Genomic DNA, 21,377 nt, shown 5'->3' on the forward strand with positions numbered 1-21,377 from the left:
CTTATTTAGAGTGCAGAGAAAATAGTTTTTTAATTCTGTTCTGTCATAAATATCAGTACACCTACTGAAATACCGCCTGCTATTCAATTTATTATTATTAGTGAAATTACGCACATGAGCATTACTATTTTCGGTTACAACCTAAGCGAAGCTATTTACGAAAGTGTCAATACGATTATTTATCGCGGCACAAAAGACAGTGATAAAACCTCAGCAATTATCAAAACCTTCAAAGCTGAGCATCCGACAATCGAAGAAATTTCCCGCTTAAGACACGAACATAAAATACTTCGACATTTAGACAGTCAAGGAATAGTCAAACCCATAGCTTTAGAAAACTATCATAACGGCTTAGCGCTGATAGTAGAAAATTTTAGCGGTCAATCCTTGAAAGATTATCTTAACAATCAACCCTTGGCTATAAACGCATTTCTCAAAATCGGCATTCAGTTAGCAAACACTCTGGGAGAGATCCATCATAGTAATGTAATCCATAAAGACATTAAGCCCCAAAATATCCTAATTAACCCAGATACAAACGAATTAAAAATCATTGATTTTAGCATTGCTTCTCTCTTAGAGCGAGAAAATCAAACCGTCACCACTCCCAACTTATTAGAAGGAACTCTCGCTTATATGTCGCCGGAACAAACCGGCAGAATGAACCGCTCAGTGGACTACCGCACCGACTTTTACTCCCTCGGTATTACATTTTATGAAATGCTGACGGGTAAGCTACCTTTTTCCGCAAAAGACCCCCTGGAATTCGTTCATTGCCATATAGCTAAAGCACCAATACCACCTAAAAAGCTGAATCCAGAAATCCCGGATACAGTTTCGGAAATTGTAATGAAATTATTATCTAAAACCGCTGAAGATAGATATCAAAGTGCTTTCGGACTAAAAGCTGACTTGGAAAACTGCCAGCAGATGCTTTCGGCTGGAGAGATTTTCCCCTTTATTATAGGTCAACTAGATTCCTACAGCCAATTTATGATTCCGCAAAAACTCTATGGACGGGAAAGAGAAGTTGCTAGTTTGCTAGAAGCCTTCGCTCGCGTCAGTGGTGGGACAACTGGAATGATGCTAGTTTCCGGTTATTCAGGTATCGGCAAATCTTCCTTAGTTAACGAAGTTGATAAACCTATAGTCGGAGCACGAGGGTATTTTCTTTCGGGTAAATTTGACCAATTTAAGCGGAATATTCCTTATGCTGCTTTAATTCAAGCATTTCAAGGATTGATGCGGCAACTGCTCACTGAAAATTCTGCTCAAATAGCAATTTGGAAAGCTAAAATTCTCGAAGCACTTGGTGCCAATGGGCAAATTATTATTGAGGTTATTCCCGAAGTAGAAAAGATTATTGAGCCACAGCCTGCGGTTCCGACTTTGGGGCCCACTGAATCTCAAAACCGATTTAATCGAGTGTTTCAAAAATTTATACAGGTGTTTAGTAAACCTGAACACCCCCTAGTGATATTTTTGGATGACTTGCAGTGGGCAGATTCGGCTTCCCTCAAGCTTATCCAACTAATTATGACCGATCCAGATAGTAAATATCTGCTATTAATTGGGGCTTATCGAGATAATGAAGTCAGTGCCACTCATCCCTTAATTTATACCTTAGAGCAAATTCACAATACTAGGGCAACAGTAAATAATATTATCCTCCAATCTTTGGAGCTATCTCATGTTAACCAATTAGTGAGCGAAACTCTTCGCAGTCACATTTCCGAAGTTTTACCCCTGGCTGAGTTAGTTTTTAAGAAAACCCAGGGAAATCCCTTCTTCTTAACTCAACTGCTCAAATCCCTTTATCAAGACCAACTTCTATCCTTTGATTTCAATCGAGTTTGTTGGCAGTGGGATATCCAACTGCTTCAAGGCATTGATATCAGCGATAATGTCGTCGAATTGATGGTCAGCCAAATTCAAAAGCTATCGTCACCGACGCAGAATGTCTTAAAATTAGCTGCCTGTATAGGAGATAAATTTAGTTTAGACGTTTTGGCAATTGCTAATAAAAAATCTCAGTCAGAGACCGCAAGGGATTTATGGGAAGCGCTACAAGCTGGTTTCGTTCTGCCACTAAATAATTCCTACAAAATCCCCCTGCTATTTGACTCGGAAATATCTACCGAAAACTCAACGGAGCCGTTTAATGTCACCTACAAGTTTTTGCATGACCGAGTGCAACAGGCGTCTTATTCTCTGATACCCGACGATCAGAAAAAAGAAACTCACCGAAAAATTGGTCAACTACTGCTGAATTCCACAAGCCCTGAAGAACGAAAAGAAAATATCTTTGCACTGGTTAACCAACTAAATTATGGAACGGATTTAATCACTTTAGAGTTGGAAAGATATGAGTTGGCAGAACTTAATCTGATCGCTGGACGGAAAGCCAAAGCTGCCACAGCTTATGAGTCGGCTGTCAAATATTTGAATGTGGGTTTAGGACTACTCGTAGATGATAGCTGGGAGAGTCAATATGAGCTGACGTTTAACCTCCATCTGGAAGCAGCAGAAACTGAATATATAAACACTAATTATGAGCGATCGCAACAGTTGTCTGAGACGAGCCAGAAACAAGCGAAAACCCTTCTGGAAAAAGGCAAGGTCTATGAACTTAGAATTCAATTAGAGATGTCTCAAAATCGGAGAATATCAGCTATAGATAATGGACTCGCAGTTCTGGAAATGTTCGGGATTAGCCTAGAGCCAGAACCACCTCAAGAACTGATAGTTGATGATTTAGCTAACTTGCCGACAATGACAGCTCCCGATAAACTCGCAGCTATGCGAATATTAAATCTTATTATAACACCAGCTTTTATTGTAAATCCTGCGATGTTTCCGCGAATTCTTTATACAAAAATAGCCTTGTCTATTAAGTATGGGAATTCGCCTGAATCTGCTTTTGCTTATGTTTGGTATGGAGTGTTACTCTGTGGAGGATTAGGAGACATAGATTCTGGATATAGATTTGGCAAGTTAGCTATTGATTTACTAGAAAAATTCAACGCAGTTACCCTTAAATCCCAAATAATTTGTATATTTAATTGTCTGGCAAGGTTTTGGAAAGATCCGCTTAAGGCAACCCTAGAATCTTTGGTTGAGGCCATTCAAAGTGGTATAGAAACTGGAGATATAGAATATGCTTGTCACAGTATAGCAAATTATTGCAATCACTTACTTTTTAGCGGGGGAGAACTACAAAAACTTGAGCAAGAACAGGCAAAATATGTTGCTATGACCATTCAGCTCAAACAAGAATATGATACTTTATTTGTGAAAGTTCACCAGCAAATAGTTGACAATTTACTGGACAAAAACTCAGACAAATACCATTTACTAGGTGCAAGCTTTAATGAAGAAGAACTACTGCCAGGAATTATAGCTTCTAATAATGGGACTTTGCTCTATGCCTATTATGCCGGCAAAATGATGCTATCTTATTTATTTAAAGAGTTTAATCAAACAGTGAGGATTGCTCATTTAGCATTAAAATACGCCAGCATGGGTGCAGGATTAATCCACATGAGTATCGACAACTTCTACCATTCTCTTTCCCTCCTAGCACTGTATCCAAAAGCCTCGCCCAAAAAGAAAGAAAAATATCTAAGTGTAGTAGCAGCTAACCAAGAAAAAATGAAGACTTGGGCGTTCCATGCGCCGTGCAATTTTCAGCACAAGTATGAGTTAGTAGAAGCAGAAAAAGCGCGGATTTTGGGACAACCTTTAGAAGCGAGCGATTATTACGATCGCGCCATAGGAGGAGCCAAAGAACAGGGATACATCCAAGAAGAAGCATTAGCCAACGAATTAGCAGGAGACTTTTATTTTTCCCGTTCTAAAGATAAAATTGCTCGGATTTATTTAACCGATGCTCGCTACGGATATATTCGCTGGGGAGCTAAAGCTATAGTCAAAGATTTGGAAGCGAGGTATCCTCAAATATTTTCCCGGATAGCGAAGCCCGAAAGTCAAGGTAGCCCGGTCACTATGATCACTACCTCGACGAGTGGAGGAAGTGCAGGATCTCTAGATTTAGCTACTGTGATCAAAGCATCCCAAGCTCTTTCTGGTGAAATTGTACTGAGTAAGCTGTTGGCGAAATTGATGAAAATTGCGATCGAGAATGCGGGCGCTCAAAGTGGCCTTTTCATTTTAGAAAAAGCTGGAAATCTACTATACTAATTGAAGCCTATGGAACCGTAGATAGCGATGTAGAAGTGCTGCAAACAATCCCAGTAGAAAATAGTCAGCAACTACCCATATCTTTGATTAACTATGTTGCCAGAACTCAGGAAAATGTTGTATTAAACGATGCGACTTGTGAGGGAACCTTCACGGCGGATACTTATATCGTCAACCAAAAACCCAAGTCAGTATTATGTACTCCCATCGTCCATCAAGGAAAACTTACTGGTATTCTATATTTAGAAAATAATCTCACAACTGGTGCTTTTACTCCCGATGGTTTAGAAGTTTTACAACTTTTATCTTCTCAAGCAGCTATTTCGATTGAAAATGCCCGTCTTTATAACGATTTGGAAGCAGCAAACGCTACTTTAGAAGCGAAGGTGGCAGAAAGAACGCAACAGTTACAAGAAAAAAATATCCATTTACAAAAAGCAGAAGAATTAGCGAAAGCAGCCAACTCTGCCAAGAGTGAGTTTCTTGCTAATATGAGCCACGAACTCCGAACGCCACTTAATGGCATTTTGGGTTACACGCAAATCCTCAAACGACAAAAAAACTTGGCTGAGCAGCAAAAAGATAGTCTGAACGTGATTAGTCAGTGCGGCGATCACCTCTTAACCCTGATTAACGATATTTTAGACCTCTCTAAAATCGAAGCCAGAAAAATGGAAATCCACCTCAGTAATTTCCATTTATCAGAATTTTTGGAAGGCCTGGCTGAAATTTGCAATATTCGGGCAGAACAAAAGGGAATCTCCCTGATTTACGAGGCAATTACCCCACTACCTATTGCCGTCCAGGGAGATGAAAAAAGGTTGCGGCAAGTTTTAATCAACTTACTCGGCAATGCGATTAAGTTTACCGAAAAAGGTGGGGTGGCATTCAAAGTAGGATATCAGGATGGCAAAATCCGGTTTCAAGTGGAAGATACCGGAGTGGGTATGGCATCAGAGCAATTGAAAGACATATTTTTGCCTTTTCACCAAGTAGGGGATGCCAACCTTAAGGTTGAAGGAACCGGGTTAGGACTGGCAATTAGCCGCCAATTAGTCCAGATGATGGGTGGTGAAATAAAGGTGAAAAGTACATTAGGACAAGGGAGCGTTTTCTGGTTCGATTTAGATTTGCCAGAAGTATCGGAATGGGCGACTAATGCAGCCAAAGCAAATGCCAACACAATCGTTGGTTTCAAAGGCCGAAAGCGAAAAATTATCATAGCGGACGACAAGTGGCAGAATCGCTCGATCATCGCGGGAATGCTTCAGCCGTTAGGATTTGAAATTCTGGAAGCAACGGAGGGTCAGGACTGTTTAAACAAGGCAGTGGAGTTTAAACCCGACTGTATTTTAATGGACTTGATGATGCCAGTAATGAGTGGCTTAGAAGCAACGCGCCGACTTCGCAAATTACTAGGTAAGACTAAGTTAGTGGTGATTGCTACTTCTGCCAGCGTTTTTGATTTCGATCGACAACAAAGTGCCGAGGTAGGTTGCAATGATTTTATTCCCAAACCCATACGAATCGAGGAGCTTTTAGAAAAATTACGTACTCATTTAGGGTTAGAATGGATTTATGAAGAAAATCTGGAAGAGATTAGGAGAGCAGAAGGAGAAAAAAAATCTCTAAGTTCTGAAATTGTAGCTCCCCCCGATGAGGAAATGGCCGTTCTATTCGATCTAGCAATGATGGGCGATCTCCGAGGAATTGCGGATCGATCTGCAAAACTCGAACAACTCAATGAGCAATGGGTTCCCTTTGCTACCCATCTGCGCCAGTTAGCGAAAGGATTTGAAGAACAACAAATCCTAGAGTTTATTAAACAATATAGGACGACAACCAATGAGTAGTGAACTTCCCGAACAAAGCACCATTTTAATCGTAGATGACACTCCGACTAATTTAGGTGTCCTGTTCGATTTTTTGGCTGATTATGGCTTTAAAGTATTGGTAGCTAGGGATGGGAAAAGTGCTCTCCAGAAGGTCGCATATGCTGCGCCCGATCTGATTTTGTTGGATGTGCTTATGCCAGGAATAGATGGGTTTGAAACTTGCCGCCGTTTGCAAGCGAATGATTTAACCAGAGACATTCCCGTGATTTTTATGACTGCCCTTGCTGATACGGTGGATAAGGTTAAAGGTTTGAGTCTGGGTGCGGTGGATTATATTACTAAGCCTCTTCAGCATGAAGAGGTTTTAGCTCGCGTTAATGTCCACATGAAGCTCCGCAATTTGTCGAAGAAACTCTTAGAGCAAAATGTGTGCTTGCAAGCAGAAATTGAACAGCGTGTCAAAGCGGAATCTTCGCTCTTGAAGCTGGCATCGGAGCTGGAAAGGCGAGTTGATGAAAGGACGGCTGAACTTTTCCAATCCAATCAATTGCTCAAACAGGAGATTCAAGAGCGTCTGCAAGCAGAGGCGGGATTGCAACAATCGGAAGCTCAATTGCGAATCCAAACTCAATGTTTAGAAAAGGCTTTTCGAGACTTACAAATCACGCAGACTAAACTTGTGCAGAGCGAAAAAATGTCTTCTCTAGGTCAGCTTGTTGCAGGTGTAGCCCATGAAATCAATAATCCCGTTAATTTTATCTTTGGGAATCTTTCTTATGCCGATGATTATACCCAAAATTTGATAGATCTCGTCAATCTTTATCACCAAAAATTCCCGGATGCAGGGCCAAAAGTTGAACATAAAATAGAGGAAATAGAACTAGGTTTTTTGGTTGAAGACTTACCTAAATTGCTGAGTTCAATGAAGGTAGGCGTAGACCGGATTCGCGAAATTGTTCAGTCGCTGCGAATCTTCTCGCGATTGGATGAATCTGAAATGAAACCGGTGGATATTCACCAGGGTATTGATAGCACTCTGTTAATTTTGCATAACCGTGTTAAAGGAAGAGGCGATCGACCTGCAATTGATGTGGTCAAAGAATTCGGCAATCTGCCTCTGGTAGAGTGTTATGCGGGTCAGCTTAACCAGGTGTTTATGAATCTTGTTGCTAATGCTATTGATGCCATAGATGATTATAATACGACGCGATCGTTAAGTGAAATGAAAGCTAATCCTTCTAAAATTTTCATTCGCACGGAAGTCACGGAATCTAATCGGGTGTTAATCCAGATTAAGGATAATGGGCCTGGGATGACGGAAGACATTAGCCAACGCCTATTTGAACCATTTTTTACTACTAAGCCTATCGGGAAGGGCACTGGTATTGGGCTGTCAATTTCCCATCAGATTGTAGTGGATAAGCACGGGGGCCAGCTCAATTGTATTTCTGCTCCTAATCAGGGGGCAATCTTTATTATTGATATTCCAATTCACCAGAAAATTTTTGCTAATAATTTAATTACGAGGTCGGAAACAGCTTTGGGTATTTCTTAGTTGATTTTAAATTAACGAGACTTAAACAAATTTCAAGGCCAAATAAATCCCAAACGGGCTTGATACGCAATAAATACCTCCATATTTTCTTGCAGCCCGTCCACAAATCTATAAAATATCGCTATTCTCAAAGCTGACCAAGCAGAGGGTAGATGTGCGTAAATTTAGGAGACTGCAATCCTAATCACTTAAGACCGTAATCAGGATTTTTTAGCTACCACATTAAATACAACTGAACCAAAACTTCAGATCTGTCAAATTATTTAATTGGCGAACTAAAACGTCCAGATGTTCCGATGTTTATCGTCTCGTTGGTGAACCCTCCTGTGCGGTGTAGTCGTACAGGAGAGCTTATGACCAGGGGTTTAGTCCTGACCCCCTTTATTGCTAAATTCTCACTGCAAAAGATGCTGCTAATTCCCGTTCTGGTTCCATACCAACTGTAGGCGGCATGGAACGATTTGCTACTTGCTCAATTAGTTGTAAATGTTGCGGCAGCATTTTAGCTAAACTGTAGCGTTCTAGGGCAGTTTGACGGGCTTTGATGCGAATTTCTGCCATGCGGGTAGGATGGTCTAAAACTTCATCAATGCGATCGGCTACTTGTTTGGGCGAGAAGTAATCGACTAGCAAACCGTTTTCTCCGTCGCGGATAACTTCTCTGACTGGCCCTGTGTCGGAACCAATTACTAAACATCCGGTTGATAGAGATTCAATCATTGACCAAGATAGCACAAAAGGTCTGGTCAAATAAACGTGTACGTCGGATGCTTGAATTACTTTTAAATACAGTCCGTAAGGTAGGGGGCCGACAAAGTGAACTCGCGACAAATCTAGCGGCACTTTTTTGAGCATATGGTCTTTGTAAGACTCGCCGTTGGGTAAAGAACGCCCATAACAAACTCTTTCGGAACCAACGATTACGACGTGACAGTTGGGGCGGCGTTCTTGCACATAGGCGATCGACTCAATGAATTCGGGAAAACCCCGGTAAGGTTCCATTCCCCGCGATACGTAGGTGACAATTTCATCAACGCCAGACAAGTCTAAGTTAGGCAAAACCAGTTTAGCACCGGGGTCGGGTTTGAAGTAATCGGTATCTACGCCGTCGTGGAGTGTGGATAATTTTTGTTGTAATTCTGGCGGAAATTGCGATCGCTGCCAATAAGTGGGGGACAAACCCCAATCGCAAGAGTATAAATCGATCAAAATCGGCGCATTTTTGATTCTAATTCTGGCCATATCGTCAACTGTTAAAGGTTCCGCTGGGTCAAAATCTGCGTCGGAACCAATAGCATGATAAAACCACTCGAAATAGCACAAAAGCGGCGTATTTGGAAAAGCTTCTTTGACAAACAATGTCGGCCCCCAACCGGAATGTCCGCAGATAATATCGGGTACAAAACCGTCTGCTTTGAGTTGTTCGGCCATTCTAAATACGGCTTGTCCGTAGATGACGGCACTTTCTAAAGGGCGGACGTATTGGTGAGTCTGCGCGTGGGGTTCCCGGCTGGGGGTAAATGCTGCTTTGCGAACGCCGGGAATGTTCCACTCTGGGCGCTCGTTTTTAGTGCCGAAAACAATTTGATTTTTCGGATCTGCGCCTAAAGCCGTGATAATGTGGCGGTATTGGGCGGGGAAGTTGGGATGGAGAAATAATGCTTTCATTGTCTGTTGTCTGTTGACTGTTGTCTGTTGACTGTTGACTGTTGACTGTGGGAATCAAATATTTTGAGGCGGCTAAAAAACTTTGGTTTTATTCATTGGGTGTTGGTGCTTTGCATATCCAGACACAATCTCGCGGTACTGAAGATGTATTTTTCAGGATGATTTCATAGTTTAAATGATGGAGAAATTTTTCCATAATTGTATCAGTCATAACTGAAAATGCCGTGCCGTCTCTGCGTCCCAGCAGGTTTTTGTCCCACTCGCTGGCGAATTTTTGCCACCCTAATTCGCTGAGAATATTCCCGTGGTGAAAGACGCAAATTCGATCGCCCCGCAGCAGTTTGGGAATTCGAGTTAGGTAGTTGAATATATCTACGGGCTCTACGTGTACCATTGTATCGTAACAAAAGCAGACATCGGCTGAACCTGGAGCGATGCCGTCTAATGTTAAACCGTCGAGTTTGACGTAAGAAACGCGATCGTCTCCCAAGCGCGATCGGGCGGCTTGCAGCATTTGACTGGAAATGTCGGCACAAATTAGTCGATCGCAATATTTCAGCAACAGCGAACCTGTTTTTCCGCCGCCGATACCAATTTCTAAAACCGTATGTTCTTTTTTGATGTACGGTGCAATAAATTGCTGTTCTATCAAGGATTCATATTCTGATAGCGAGTTAGCCGCACCGGCACCTTTCCCTATCCATTCATCGCCCAAATAAGCAAGTTCAGGATTATTATCTTTCCATTCTTGGGCGTAGCTGTCCCAAGCTTCTTCGTAGTCTATTTTAGGCGGTATTATTTCCATTGTTTTTTTTTAGGTCTCAGAATACACAAACAAAAGTCGCTTGATAGTCCTCCCGGCTGCTCCATTAAGATTGTTTCAATCTCAAGCAATAACTTTATTATTGTTTCACTCTTCGGTTCTCCGTCTGAAAGTTGATCGTGAGCTAAGAAAGGGTAAAGTTCGTGAAGCAACCCTCCACCGGCTGGATTCAAGACTTCCACATCAAAGTAGAATTCTAAAAACGGAAGTATCAGCTTTGACCGGACTGCTTCTGAAGGGTCTCTCGTAAATACTTTCTCAATACTTGGACTCGAAAATTTTTCAGTTGTTCCCGACCTTAGCGTGTAGGGAAAACATTTGTAAATGCGATTAATCAAATCCACTTGAGCTTGATTATATATATTGTAGCAATCTCCTATGTATTCATTGACAATAAAATATCCATCGGGTTTTAAACATTTCCGAACAATTGATAAACATCGTTCTAGTTCTTTGACGTGATGCAGCGAACCCGAGCAAAAAACGAGATCGTATTTTTTATTATCATCAATCGCAAAAAAATTAAAGTCATCTTGATAAAAATTAATCTCTACTCCCGCTGCTGCGGCATCTTTTCTAGCAATTTCTAAAGAACTTTCGGAAAAGTCAAAGGCATCAATTTGAGTTGCTAATCCTAATTTAGCCATGAGAATCTCGTGATTTCCCACTCCGCAACCAATAGACAAAAGACGATCGAACCGTCGATTTTTGAAATATTTTTTGACTAACCAGGTTAGCCAGTAACCTTGAGTCTTACCACCTGACAGCCGATGGTTTATAGCTTGTTCGATAATCGGATTAGACAACCAGTAACCCTGCTTCCCAATTGCGGCTGTTGGGTTACTCTCCCAGTAATTTTTAGCTGTTAATTCCTTGGAGGTGTTCTCTTCCCTGCTGATCGAAATTTGACGCCCTACTTTTTTACCATTGAATATTGAAGGATTACTTTTTAGGAGTAAAATAACCTTCTCTAAAAATTTGACCATAAGCTTGAGTCATTTCTGCAAAAGTATTCAACGACTCTAACACATATTTAGCATTTTCTGCTAACCGTTGCCGCAAAGATTTATCTTCCAATAAACTATGCAGTGAGGCCGCTAGTTCTTCTGGGCGATCGGGCGTGTAAAACAAACCGTTAATTCCCGGTCTCACTTGTTCTTTAATTCCAAAAACCGGCGTTGTAATAATTGGCAAATCGCAAGCCATCGCTTCCAAAATCACTCTCGGAAAACTTTCGACGCGAGAAGTGCAAACAAAAATATCAGCCGCTTTGTAATATTTTCCCGTCTCCCCAGTTTCCGGGACTACTGTTACCCTTTGCCGCAACTCTTGTGGCAATTCCCCCACCAAATCGGCTAATTTATTGCTGTAAATACTCGGGCGATCGCCCACAATAAAACACCTAATTTTTTTGTGCCATTTGTCAGGCAAAAGAGAAAGTGCCTTAACTAAATCCTGCTGTCCTTTGCGTTCGCATACCGTTCCCAGCAGCAAAATAACCACATCTTCCGCTGCAACACCTAAAGTTTTTCTAGCCCATTCAGAATTATCCGAATTTTCCAGTTTGCTCAAATCTAAGCCGTTGTGAATCACGGTAAAATTGTGGTGGCTGTTGAGAGGCAAATACCTGTCCCGCGTTGCATCCGCCACAAAAATCACCTTGTAAGGAAAGCGAAAACACTCTAAAGCTCTCGCCGCAATCTCGGAACCAAACCTGTTAAAATAAGTTTGCCAAGGTTCGCTTTCGTGCACGTTCCACACCACAGGAATTCCGATTTGGTGCGCCGCATCAACTACAAAAAAGTTTTCTAAAGTATTGGCATAAATTGTCTCTACTTTTAAACTTGCAATTTCTGTGCTAAAACTGCGGATGGCTTCATCGTAAGCATCGCGCTGATAGATGTGTTCGAGAGGATTGTCGCGCACAATTACTTCAATTCCCTGCTGTTGGTAAGCTTGACGCAGGGGCCCGTCTGTTACGCAAAGTACGATCGGCTTAATCACACCCTCAGCCGCCAATTTCACAGCGATTTCGTACTGATGCAGCGGCGCACCAGTGAAATCCAGCGAATTGCTACACATCAAAACTTTGATAGGATTAACAAAACCATTGGCTGCTTCCAACAAACCAGAATCACTAAATTTGCGTTCTGCCTTCTCGGTTACATCCGTTACATCCGTTACATCGGTTACAAAATCCGTTGCCGAACCTTCTTCGTTCATAAAAACCCGTCGAGGTTGAATATGAAAATACTCATCTTCTAAAGACAAGTGAGGACTGTAAAAACTGTCATTTTTGCCCGCATACTTACGCCTAAAAGCTGCCACTTCTTGAGGATTGTCGGTAAAACCCCTAGAAGTTCCTTCTTTGTGCAACAACTCCGCATCGGGACAATATACGCACCGATAACCCCGTTCTAACAGTCGGTATCCGTAATCTGCATCATTGTAAGCAACAGCAAAATTCTCCTCATCAAAACCGCCCAATTCTAAGAACAATTGACGTGGAGTAATCGTGCAAGCCGCTGTTACTGCAGAGTAATTTCGCGTCACCATCGCTTGAGACAGATAGCCTCGATTTTCGCTGTTCATCAGCTTAAAAGCATGACCAGCCAAGCCGTGATGCAGCCCGTGAATTACGCCCGCGTGCTGAATTCTGCCGTCGGGATATAACAGCCGCGCGCCGACTGCACCCACAGCGGGAATTTGAGCGTATCCCACCATTTGACTCAGCCAGCGGGGGTTAATTACTTCAGTATCGTTGTTCAAAAACAACACATATTCGCTGTCAACTTGTTCGGCCGCGCGGTTGTTAATTGCTGCAAAACTAAACTTGCCCCCAGGATTTTTTATATGCAAAACTTGGCAATTTAATTGCTTTAAATATTCCAGAGTTTTCGGGTCGTCGCTTTCGTTGTCGATAACGGCAACTTGATAATTTTTGTATGTTGTAGTTTCTAGAGAATCCAGACAGGCTTTCAGCAATTTTAGCTGATTTTTAGTAGGAATAATTACCGTTACTGATGGGCCGTTATCCGGGAAATCCTGGGCAAATATGCCCAAATTTTCTTTAATCGCCCATGCGTGCTGAGCGACATTGCCGTTAATTTTGCGGCGGTTGAGTGCGTCTTGAATGGCTTGTTGACCTGCTGCAAAACTGGCGGGTTTCGCCGCCCCAGATATGGCTGTAGAACCGGGTGCGGTTCGCCAGTGATACAGCACTAACGGCAGGTGCGCGACGTGGCGAGAAATTTCGGTGGCTCTCAAGGCAAAATCGTAATCTTGCGAGCCTTCAAAACCTATCCGCAAACCGCCTATTTGTTCAAAAATGTGTCTTTTTACGGCGCACAAATGACCGAGATACATATAGGAAAGCAGCAGTTCCGGCGACCATTCCGGTTTGAATTGCGGGGCGAATCGGCGACCTTTAGTGTCGATTTTGTCGTCGTCGGAATAGAGAAAATCGGTGGCTGGATGGGTGGCAAAATATAAGGCGACTTCGCCTAATGCGTCTGGAGTTAGTTCGTCGTCGTTGTCTAAAAACAGGATGATGTCGCCTGTTGCGAGGGCGGCGGCGCTGTTGGTTGCTGCGCTGATGTTGCCGTTTTCTGTACGAAATGTGATGCGGATACGATCGTCCTTTTGAACCCAGTTTTTCAAAGTGTCAGCAACAGTGAAATCGGTGCTGCAATCGTCGGCAATGCAGAGTTCCCAGTTTGAATAAACTTGATTGATTACGCTGTCGATCGCACTTTCGAGAAAATCTATCTGCGGATTGTAAACTGGCATTACTACCGAAATTTTTGGCAGGGGTTCCCGGCAGGATTTTAACCGAGAAATCAAATAATCGCGCGCGCGATCGTTCCACTGATTCACCTCCAGCCATGCGTCATACCTATCAATAGGTTTAGGCACGATAAAACCCGCAGGCGGCAGTAAATCTCCCGGCGCAGTAAACTGTTTTTGCTGCCGATAAATCTTCCCCAACTGGCGGATCACTTTCACAATTTCCCAAGGCATCGGCACAATTCTACCAAGACGCTGTTTTCTTTCCTTCGCCCGCTGCTGAATTGCGGCTGTAAACCTTGATAACTCCTCAAACTTATCTGCACTTCGCTGCCAGATATGGTAGCGCCGCACAGTCAATTTTTTCGGCGCTTGAAAATACAAAATTTCCCCGGTTTCTAACTCAGCTTGCAGAGAAACGTGCCATTCCCCAGGAGGCAAATCGACAAGGGCCTCAAAACCGCTTTCCGAACTGTTAACCCAGTCTGGAAACACTTCGCCGACATCTTTTCGCCGCAAACCGTAGGCGCATTCTACAGAAGTATCGCCGCACAACAAGCTTAATTTAGCAATTTTGCGATCGTGGTGGCAGCACCAACCTGCAAACAAAATTTGACCCTGACGCTGTTCCCACACCACTGGTACATCTAACGATGCTTGAATCGTTGATACTAACAACGGATAAGCTGCCAAAAGATGCCATTTACCTCGATCATCTTGCGCTTCCAGTAGCACTTCGTGCCGTCCTGCAGGCGCTTCCAATTCAATTGTAAAACCTGATTTCTTCGCTGCCGGAATATTAGAGTGTGCTAGCGCTATATCACTTCTATCTATGCCGTAAACGCCTGCGAAACTCTGGTCTTTAATTCTGGCCCGGACTGCTGTAGTCTCTCTTTTTTGGTTAAAAACCCAGCCGATAATTAGCAGGTTGGAATCACAAACTTGCCAAGTAGTGGGTTGATCTAACGAAAAAATAAATTTAGGGAACAAGTCGCGAATTTTGCGCTGAATTTCCCACAAATTTTCCCTCAATTGCCACCATATTGAAGACTTGATTATAGCAAGTTCTGCCCGAAAAAGTTCATTTTCCTGGCGCGCTTTTTCTAAATTTTCCTGAGTATCCTTTAATCTTTCCTGATTTTGACTTTGTGCTGTTTCTAACTGAAGTAACTCAGCTAACTTTTGCTGCAATATAAATTCAGTCTCTTCAAATTGTACCTGAGTTTGCCCTAATTCTGCTTCTAATTCTAATACTTTCGCTAAAGCTGTTTGAAATTGCGATTCTTTGCCGGCAAGCTGTACCTGAGTTTGTCCTAATTCTGTTTCTAATCCGAGGAGTTTCGCTAAAGCTTCTTGAAATTGCGATTCTTTGCCGGCAAGCTGTACCTGAGTTTCCCCTAATTCTGCTTCTAATTTTAAGACTTTTGTTAAAGCTTCTTGAAATTGCGATTCTTTGCCGGCAAGCTGTACCTGAGTTTGTCCTAATTCTGTTTCTAATCCGAGGAGTTTTGCTAAAGCTTCTTGAAAATTTGATTCTTTGCCTGCAAGCTGTACTTGAGTTGCTCCTAATTCTGTCTCTAATCCCAACACTTTCGCCTGGGCCTGGTGAAATTGTTCTTGCCACTGTTTGAGTTCGGAAGAGCTGGTTTTTTGCTGTTTTTCCAGTAAGCGGATTTTTAGCCAATCTTCAAATGGCCAGACTGGAGAGGCTGGGAAATGAATAACTTGATCGATCGCATCTTTCGACTCGCTGCTGAGATTGCCAGCTTGGGTTTCCAAAAGTTCATATAGTTCTAATGCTTCGGGAAAATATTTTTCTATTAAACTCGGTCTGTGACTTTTGACAATATCGTTGACTAATAAAGATTCTTCAAAATTGTCGCCCGGTATCGCACCTAAGTTAACATTAAATTTTTCGTTGACTCGATCGAGGAAAAGTTCAGGAGTGTTGCCGATGGGGTAAACGTTGGCTAGGAGACAGCGATGGGGGAAACGTTCATAAAGTTCTAAAACTTTTTGATTGTAGTGAATCCACATTTTTACTGCCATTTCGGGATTTTGCAGCAAGCTGACATCGGTTCCCCGGCGGTAAAGGGAATCGACTACTTCCCAGGGCGATCGATAAACACAGATAAAATTAGCTTCGGGGAGCAAAGTCAGCCAAAAATCCCAAAAAAGGGCTGTTCGCGGGTCTTTCCAACCCCAATGTTTATGAGTTTGTTGATTTTGGTCGATCGCCCTTTTGGCGATTTCCACGTATTCTGCTGCTACCGGAATCGTTTTTTCCAACGTACATCCGAGTTCATCAATACCGTGCGATCGCAAAACACTTTTGTGAAACTCCACAAAATCAACATTCTCGAAATGACCTTTCACATTTCCGTCGGCCGGCCCCACTAACTTTTTACCAATATCAACCCCGACTTTCTGAAACAAAGAAGCTGTTAAAGACGTACCGGAACGGTGCATTCCGGTAACAATAAAAACCGATGGTTTACTCTCATTTGTACTCACAATTTATCTCCCTCGCCCTAATTCCCACACCAAATTTACTCGCTACTCTCCCGCTAAGCCCAGGGAGCGCCTGACTTGAAACCAGGCGCTTCTGATCTTCCAGAACTTGCTGCTTTCCATTGCCAAAACCCGACACTTCGCTTGCTCTAGTTCTTGCTTGAGATTAATTAGCTGATTTTCTGTTTTCTCCAACTGCCTTTGCACCGATACTAAGTGATTTTTAGTTTGCTCCAACTGCGTTTGAGCTGAAACTAATTGCGTTTGAGCTTCTTGCAAACTTGTTTGAGATTCTTCCAACTTTGTTTCAGTAATCATTAACTTACTTTGATTTTGCTCCCATTGTATCTTAGCCGACTCCAACTGAGTCTCAAGTAATTTGAGTTTTGTCTGAGTAGAACCCAATAAAGACTGCGATTGTCTTTGGTTAACCAGCGATTTAACAGTGCAAGTTTCCAGAATCCATTCCAAACCATAGTTATTGATTGCTTTGACTATTAACACATCCTGCAACCCTACAGTGTTTTTGGGTAAATAACAGCTCCACCCCGACTGCAAAGCCCCATTAGTTTCAAAATATCCAGCCACATCCGGGCGATCGTAAAAAGGCTCGCATCTCTGTACAACCTCGCCGTTTACCAGCACTTGCAGCTCCTCAATTCGACCGTCGAGATTCACATCAGCTACCCATCCTTCTAGATACAAATTCTCCTGATTCGTAAAAGCAGCAACATCAATATATCCTTCCGGGTGATGATTGAATTTCAACTCCGAAAAATCTTTAACTAGCTCATTTGTGACAACATACAAATCCTGAAACCTGCATATCCCTTTTTTGATGCGGTGAACAAAAGCTTTGCCTGCGCTAACTCGCTCGACAGTTTCTCTTACAAACTTTTCAGTTACATAAGTTGTGCCGTATTCCTCCTTATCTAAAGACTGACTTTCGCTGTTGGCGCTGAACAAAATACCGCTGGCAGGCATTTCTACATCAGGAGCCCGTAAACACTCATCGTGAACGCTAAACATCAAAACGCCATTAGGAGTCAACAAATCGTACAAATTTTGCAACCAACTTGTAAAAGTTCTTTCCGGCATATGACTGAAAAAAGAATTAGCCAGAATGCAGTCAAACTTGCGGTCAATTAAATAATTTTCTGGTTTTCCAGTTGAGACAATACCGTTGACGCCCAAGTATTCAGTTTGAAACTTAACCGCGTTAGCATAAATGTCAGAAACCCAAATTCGTTCCGGCGGTATTTCCTGAATCAAAAACCTGGTAAATCGACCGTAACCGCAGGCAAAATCTAAAAACGAGGGTACTTTTTCAAAACTGCCAAAATGCCATTCCACAACTTGTTTAACCGTATCCAAGATGCGACTACCGAGCGAATAATATCGCACCAAAGCCCGAACGCGATCGTCTTTGACGTTGTTCAAGCTGAACAAATACATTTCATCGTCTTCGCAGATATTCTGTTTAAAATTTTCTGGCCACTTAGTTTGATCTTGAATAAATGCTTGGATTACGGGATTTTCGACTAAATCTAAATTGATATCGCTCATTGTTTTTACAGAATTTTAGATAACCTCTGTTGACTGCTCTTTCACTAGAGTATCAGCATTAACAACAGTTAAACACGGTTCGATCAGCAAGTCAACGATGCCGTTACCGCAGGACTCAGTACAAGACTGAACTCTAAACATCGCCACATCAACGCAGCGATCCAGATAAGTTAAATCTCCATCTACCGTTCCCACAACCCCAGCATTCAGAAAATAAACACCGGGATTCAGCAAACATTTAAAATGAAACTTCACTACAATTGTCGTTCCCGCTTCCACATACCTAACTGACTGAGTAGAAGCCTTCAAAGAAGCACCCGCCAACTCAAAACCGCTAATTGTTTTAATCAACATTCCAAACCTAACTTTGGAAGTTGACCGCGAGAAAGTGACAGAGTAAGTATAAATATAATCTTGACGACCGATCAAGTGATTTACCACATTTCCCTTCAGCGTCTCGATGTGGGGGTTGATAATTTCCGCTCCGCGAGACGGATACCTTACCGTATTCGACGGTATCATCCCCGGATCGTAAAATTCATCATAATATTCCTTGGGTTTAGAGAGGTGTTGCTCCGGTTTAACTTCCCTCTTTGTGCTTTCTAAATTAGCATCCTGAAGGTGGTCTAGATTTTCCTGTTTTGTCAGTTGGTTCAGAGCTCGAATATCTGACTTCAACCCCAGAACCTGATCCGGATCGGCATAAATCAGCTTTTGATACTTAGAAATTACCACCTTCGGCGTGTGAGCGAGCAGCAATTCACCGCTATCCATTAAAATCGCCGACGTACAAAGTTGCACCACAGAAGTAGCAGCGTGAGAAACAAATAAAATGGTTCCGCCACCTTCCTGAATGCTTTGCAAGCGGGCAAAACACTTGCGTTGAAAAGCTTCGTCCCCCACAGAAAGCGCCTCGTCAACCACCAAAATATCTGGCTCCACGCTAGTCGCAACGGCAAAAGCTAGCCTGACAAACATACCGCTAGAATAAGTCTTGACTGGCTGTTCGATGAAATCCCCAATATCAGCAAAAGCAGCTATATCGTCAAATTTTTCTTCAGTTTCTTTTTGATTGAATCCCAGTAACTGAGCGTTAAAAAACACATTTTGCCGCCCGGTAAATTCCGGGTTAAACCCGCTTCCGAGTTCCAACAAAGCGGAGACTCGCCCTTTAACATCCACGCTTCCTGCAGTAGGAGTCAGCGTCCCCACAATTATTTGCAGGAGAGTGCTTTTTCCCGAACCGTTGCGACCGACAATTCCCAGAGTTTGTCCTTGAGGAATTTCCAGATTGATGTCGTGTAGGGCCCAAAATTCGTCAGCCAGTTTTTTGCTGGGGTAAATAATTTCCTTTAAGCGGTCTCCTGGACGATCGTACCGCTTAAAGCATTTGGAAACATTTTTTAGTGAAATTACATTTTCTGTCATTGGCGGCAGTCAATCGATTTTAGATTTTAGATTTTAGATTTTAGATTTTAGATTTTAGATTGACTTTACAGCATATTCCAGGTTCATAAAGTACATTACCAGCTATATTTTGTGGTGTTAATCTGTAGGGTGCGTCGCTCCGAGATATTGAATAAAACTTGCCGATTTACGGGTGTATCCGCACCTTACTTGCTAGAAAATTGTGTTTACTACATATACATAGAATATGCTGTATATCTCAAACAAATTTACAGCATATCTCAATAAGTTTACAGCACGTCAGCAAAAGCGGGACGCAAACGCCGGTAAACCGCCAAACCTCCACAAAATATAGCAGCAGAAATTAGCGTGGCGACACCCCATTCGCCCCAATGCTTAACTTCTCCAAGCAGTATGAGGTCTCGGTAAACCTCCGAGATGGCGGCCATTGGATTCAGCCAAAATATCCACGCTCGCCACTCTTGGGGGATGATGGATGCTGGGTAGACGATCGGCGTCAAATAAAACCAAAAATTTAGAATAACACCTAATGTCTGAGGAATGTCTCGCAAAAATACAGTCAAGCCCGCTGTCAAATATCCCAAACCAGCAGTTATCAGCAACTGAGGTATCCACACCAGCGGCAGCAAGCATAAAGTAGCGTTGAGCTTTTGCGACGACACTGCTACTATCACAATCAAAGCTGCTAAACCCAGAGAACTTTCAATAAAAGCTGTAAAAATCGGCACTAGGGGCAACAAACCGAGAGGAAATACCACTTTTTTCACTAAATTCGGCTGTCCCACCACCGATACTCCCGACTTGATCAAACCGCTGGTGAAGGCAGTCCAAGGCAGCAAACCTGCAAACAACCAGACTCCAAATGTAATGTCGCTGTTTTCTGGGAAGCCTGCAAGGCTGAGCTTTACCTTGAGGACGATCGAAAATACGTATGTGTAAATCACCAATTGCGATAGCTGATTCAGCAGCGGCCACAAATTGCCCAGAATCGAGCCTTTGTATTGAGCTTCCAAGTCCCGGCGCACCAATGTTGCCAGCAGATTCAGCTTCGCCCACCGCTGGGGCGTACTTGCCTGCCGCCTGCCGCCCAGCCTTCGGGCCTTTTGGGCAACTCCTTTCACAGTTCTCTGCAATTTTTTCGCCCTCGTTCACTAGCTTCACACCTAAATCAACTCAAGCTACAATTGTGCAGCTTTTGCTAAACCGCAATTATTCCACAGCCCCGTCGTTTTGATCAAGGATCTGCCGCCCTAGCTTGGGCTTCTTCTTTCGGCGTTGCTTATTTACGGTATGAAACGTTAAATATGCCCCTCATAGAAACCAGTATCCACAAAGCTTTTGGATTTTAAAGTTATTTTTTTCATACCCTGATTAAGCAACGCCCTTCCTTCTTTCTTCTTTCCCCTTCCTTCGGAGGTTATTTTAGCCGATCGCCGATCGAACTGCCGAACCGATCGCCCGTTTTTGCTCGTCGTCGTAGCCCCACCGCCGGAAAAATTTTTCATACTCGCCGTTGGCACTGTGCAAACTTTCTAGCATTTGCGACGCTATAGTTTGACACGCTGCCATTTGCAGCATTTGAATTAAATTGCGCGATCGCTCCTGCACTCTAGCAGAATCGGCCGCCATTTCCTCCTTTTGCTGGCGAGAATGATGTACAACCATTGCCGCCGACATCGCCAAATTTTTCACCAGCAGTTCTGCTACGATCTCAGGAGCCGATCGCAGCGCCTCGACTACTCCGGGTGACGGGTGATCTGCCTCCGGTCGATCGTCCGTTAGATAGGTGACAAAAAACCCCCTAGCACCGTTCTGTGTTTTCACCAGAGATGTAACAGCTTGCTGGATGTCGGCTTGTAAAAGTCGATCGGCCTCCATGAACGACAGTAAAGATTGAGTCAGCTCGATCGCCCCCTCAAAAGTTATGCTTTCCGATGCTAATAAAGAAGATGGAATACTCATAACGAACTCAATAATTTTAAAGATTCTGCTAACAAGTGTAAAC

11 protein-coding genes are annotated in these 21,377 nt (G+C 42.9%); 3 read left to right on the forward strand and 8 right to left on the reverse strand.

The window, feature by feature from the left end:
* The first annotated feature begins 114 nt into the window (after positions 1-114).
* From QUB10_RS15830 to QUB10_RS15840, 3 genes are read left to right on the forward strand one after another with little or no spacing between them, the layout of a single operon-like run.
* Positions 115-4,200 (forward strand): serine/threonine-protein kinase PknK, encoded by a 4,086-nt coding sequence (locus QUB10_RS15830; protein WP_333203470.1) that lies wholly within the window; start codon positions 115-117, stop codon positions 4,198-4,200.
* A gap of 35 nt (positions 4,201-4,235) precedes the next feature.
* Complete coding sequence (locus QUB10_RS15835; RefSeq protein WP_333203472.1) at positions 4,236-6,053, forward strand: ATP-binding protein; 1,818 nt, start codon at positions 4,236-4,238, stop codon at positions 6,051-6,053.
* The gene (locus QUB10_RS15840; protein ID WP_333203474.1) at positions 6,046-7,590 is read left to right on the forward strand and encodes a response regulator; all 1,545 of its coding nucleotides are present in this window, start codon (positions 6,046-6,048) and stop codon (positions 7,588-7,590) included. The genes QUB10_RS15835 and QUB10_RS15840 overlap by 8 nt, the downstream gene beginning before the upstream one ends.
* 387 nt (positions 7,591-7,977) lie before the next feature.
* On the opposite strand, the gene QUB10_RS15845 is transcribed toward QUB10_RS15840, so the two are convergent.
* From QUB10_RS15845 to QUB10_RS15880, 8 genes are all read right to left on the reverse strand, one after another.
* Positions 7,978-9,258, reverse strand: a complete 1,281-nt coding sequence (locus QUB10_RS15845) for a glycosyltransferase family 4 protein (RefSeq protein WP_333203476.1) — start codon at positions 9,256-9,258, stop codon at positions 7,978-7,980.
* An 88-nt stretch (positions 9,259-9,346) separates the two neighbouring features.
* A complete protein-coding gene (locus QUB10_RS15850; RefSeq protein WP_333203478.1) occupies positions 9,347-10,063 on the reverse strand; it encodes a class I SAM-dependent methyltransferase in 717 nt (238 codons plus the stop codon).
* Positions 10,054-11,067, reverse strand: coding sequence for a class I SAM-dependent methyltransferase (locus QUB10_RS15855; protein WP_333203480.1), 1,014 nt, complete (start codon positions 11,065-11,067; stop codon positions 10,054-10,056). Before QUB10_RS15855 ends, QUB10_RS15850 begins: the two co-directional genes overlap by 10 nt.
* Positions 11,024-16,381 (reverse strand): glycosyltransferase, encoded by a 5,358-nt coding sequence (locus QUB10_RS15860; protein ID WP_333203482.1) that lies wholly within the window; start codon positions 16,379-16,381, stop codon positions 11,024-11,026. The genes QUB10_RS15855 and QUB10_RS15860 overlap by 44 nt, the downstream gene beginning before the upstream one ends.
* Positions 16,382-16,423: 42 nt before the next feature.
* A complete protein-coding gene (locus QUB10_RS15865; RefSeq protein WP_333203484.1) occupies positions 16,424-17,944 on the reverse strand; it encodes a methyltransferase in 1,521 nt (506 codons plus the stop codon).
* A gap of 15 nt (positions 17,945-17,959) precedes the next feature.
* Complete coding sequence (locus QUB10_RS15870) at positions 17,960-19,372, reverse strand: ABC transporter ATP-binding protein (RefSeq protein ID WP_333203486.1); 1,413 nt, start codon at positions 19,370-19,372, stop codon at positions 17,960-17,962.
* 269 nt (positions 19,373-19,641) lie between these two features.
* Positions 19,642-20,493: an ABC transporter permease gene (locus tag QUB10_RS15875; protein WP_445300770.1), complete on the reverse strand. Its 852-nt coding sequence runs from the start codon at positions 20,491-20,493 to the stop codon at positions 19,642-19,644.
* Positions 20,494-20,794: 301 nt separating this feature from the next.
* On the reverse strand, positions 20,795-21,334 hold the full coding sequence (locus QUB10_RS15880) for a hypothetical protein (protein WP_333203488.1): 540 nt from the start codon (positions 21,332-21,334) through the stop codon (positions 20,795-20,797).
* Positions 21,335-21,377: the final 43 nt, after the last annotated feature.

The sequence above is a fragment of the Microcoleus sp. B5-D4 genome, assembly GCF_036705145.1.
Classification (GTDB): Bacteria; Cyanobacteriota; Cyanobacteriia; order Cyanobacteriales; family Microcoleaceae; genus Microcoleus.

Excerpts from the sequence above, each read along its gene's own strand:
- QUB10_RS15845 (WP_333203476.1), bottom strand. The coding sequence starts at position 9,258 with ATGAAAGCATTATTTCTCCATCCCAACTTCCCCGCCCAATACCGCCAC.
- QUB10_RS15880 (WP_333203488.1), bottom strand. The coding sequence starts at position 21,334 with ATGAGTATTCCATCTTCTTTATTAGCATCGGAAAGCATAACTTTTGAG.
- QUB10_RS15870 (WP_333203486.1), bottom strand. The coding sequence starts at position 19,372 with ATGACAGAAAATGTAATTTCACTAAAAAATGTTTCCAAATGCTTTAAG.
- QUB10_RS15855 (WP_333203480.1), bottom strand. The coding sequence starts at position 11,067 with ATGGTCAAATTTTTAGAGAAGGTTATTTTACTCCTAAAAAGTAATCCT.
- QUB10_RS15830 (WP_333203470.1), top strand. The coding sequence starts at position 115 with ATGAGCATTACTATTTTCGGTTACAACCTAAGCGAAGCTATTTACGAA.
- QUB10_RS15850 (WP_333203478.1), bottom strand. The coding sequence starts at position 10,063 with ATGGAAATAATACCGCCTAAAATAGACTACGAAGAAGCTTGGGACAGC.
- QUB10_RS15865 (WP_333203484.1), bottom strand. The coding sequence starts at position 17,944 with ATGAGCGATATCAATTTAGATTTAGTCGAAAATCCCGTAATCCAAGCA.
- QUB10_RS15840 (WP_333203474.1), top strand. The coding sequence starts at position 6,046 with ATGAGTAGTGAACTTCCCGAACAAAGCACCATTTTAATCGTAGATGAC.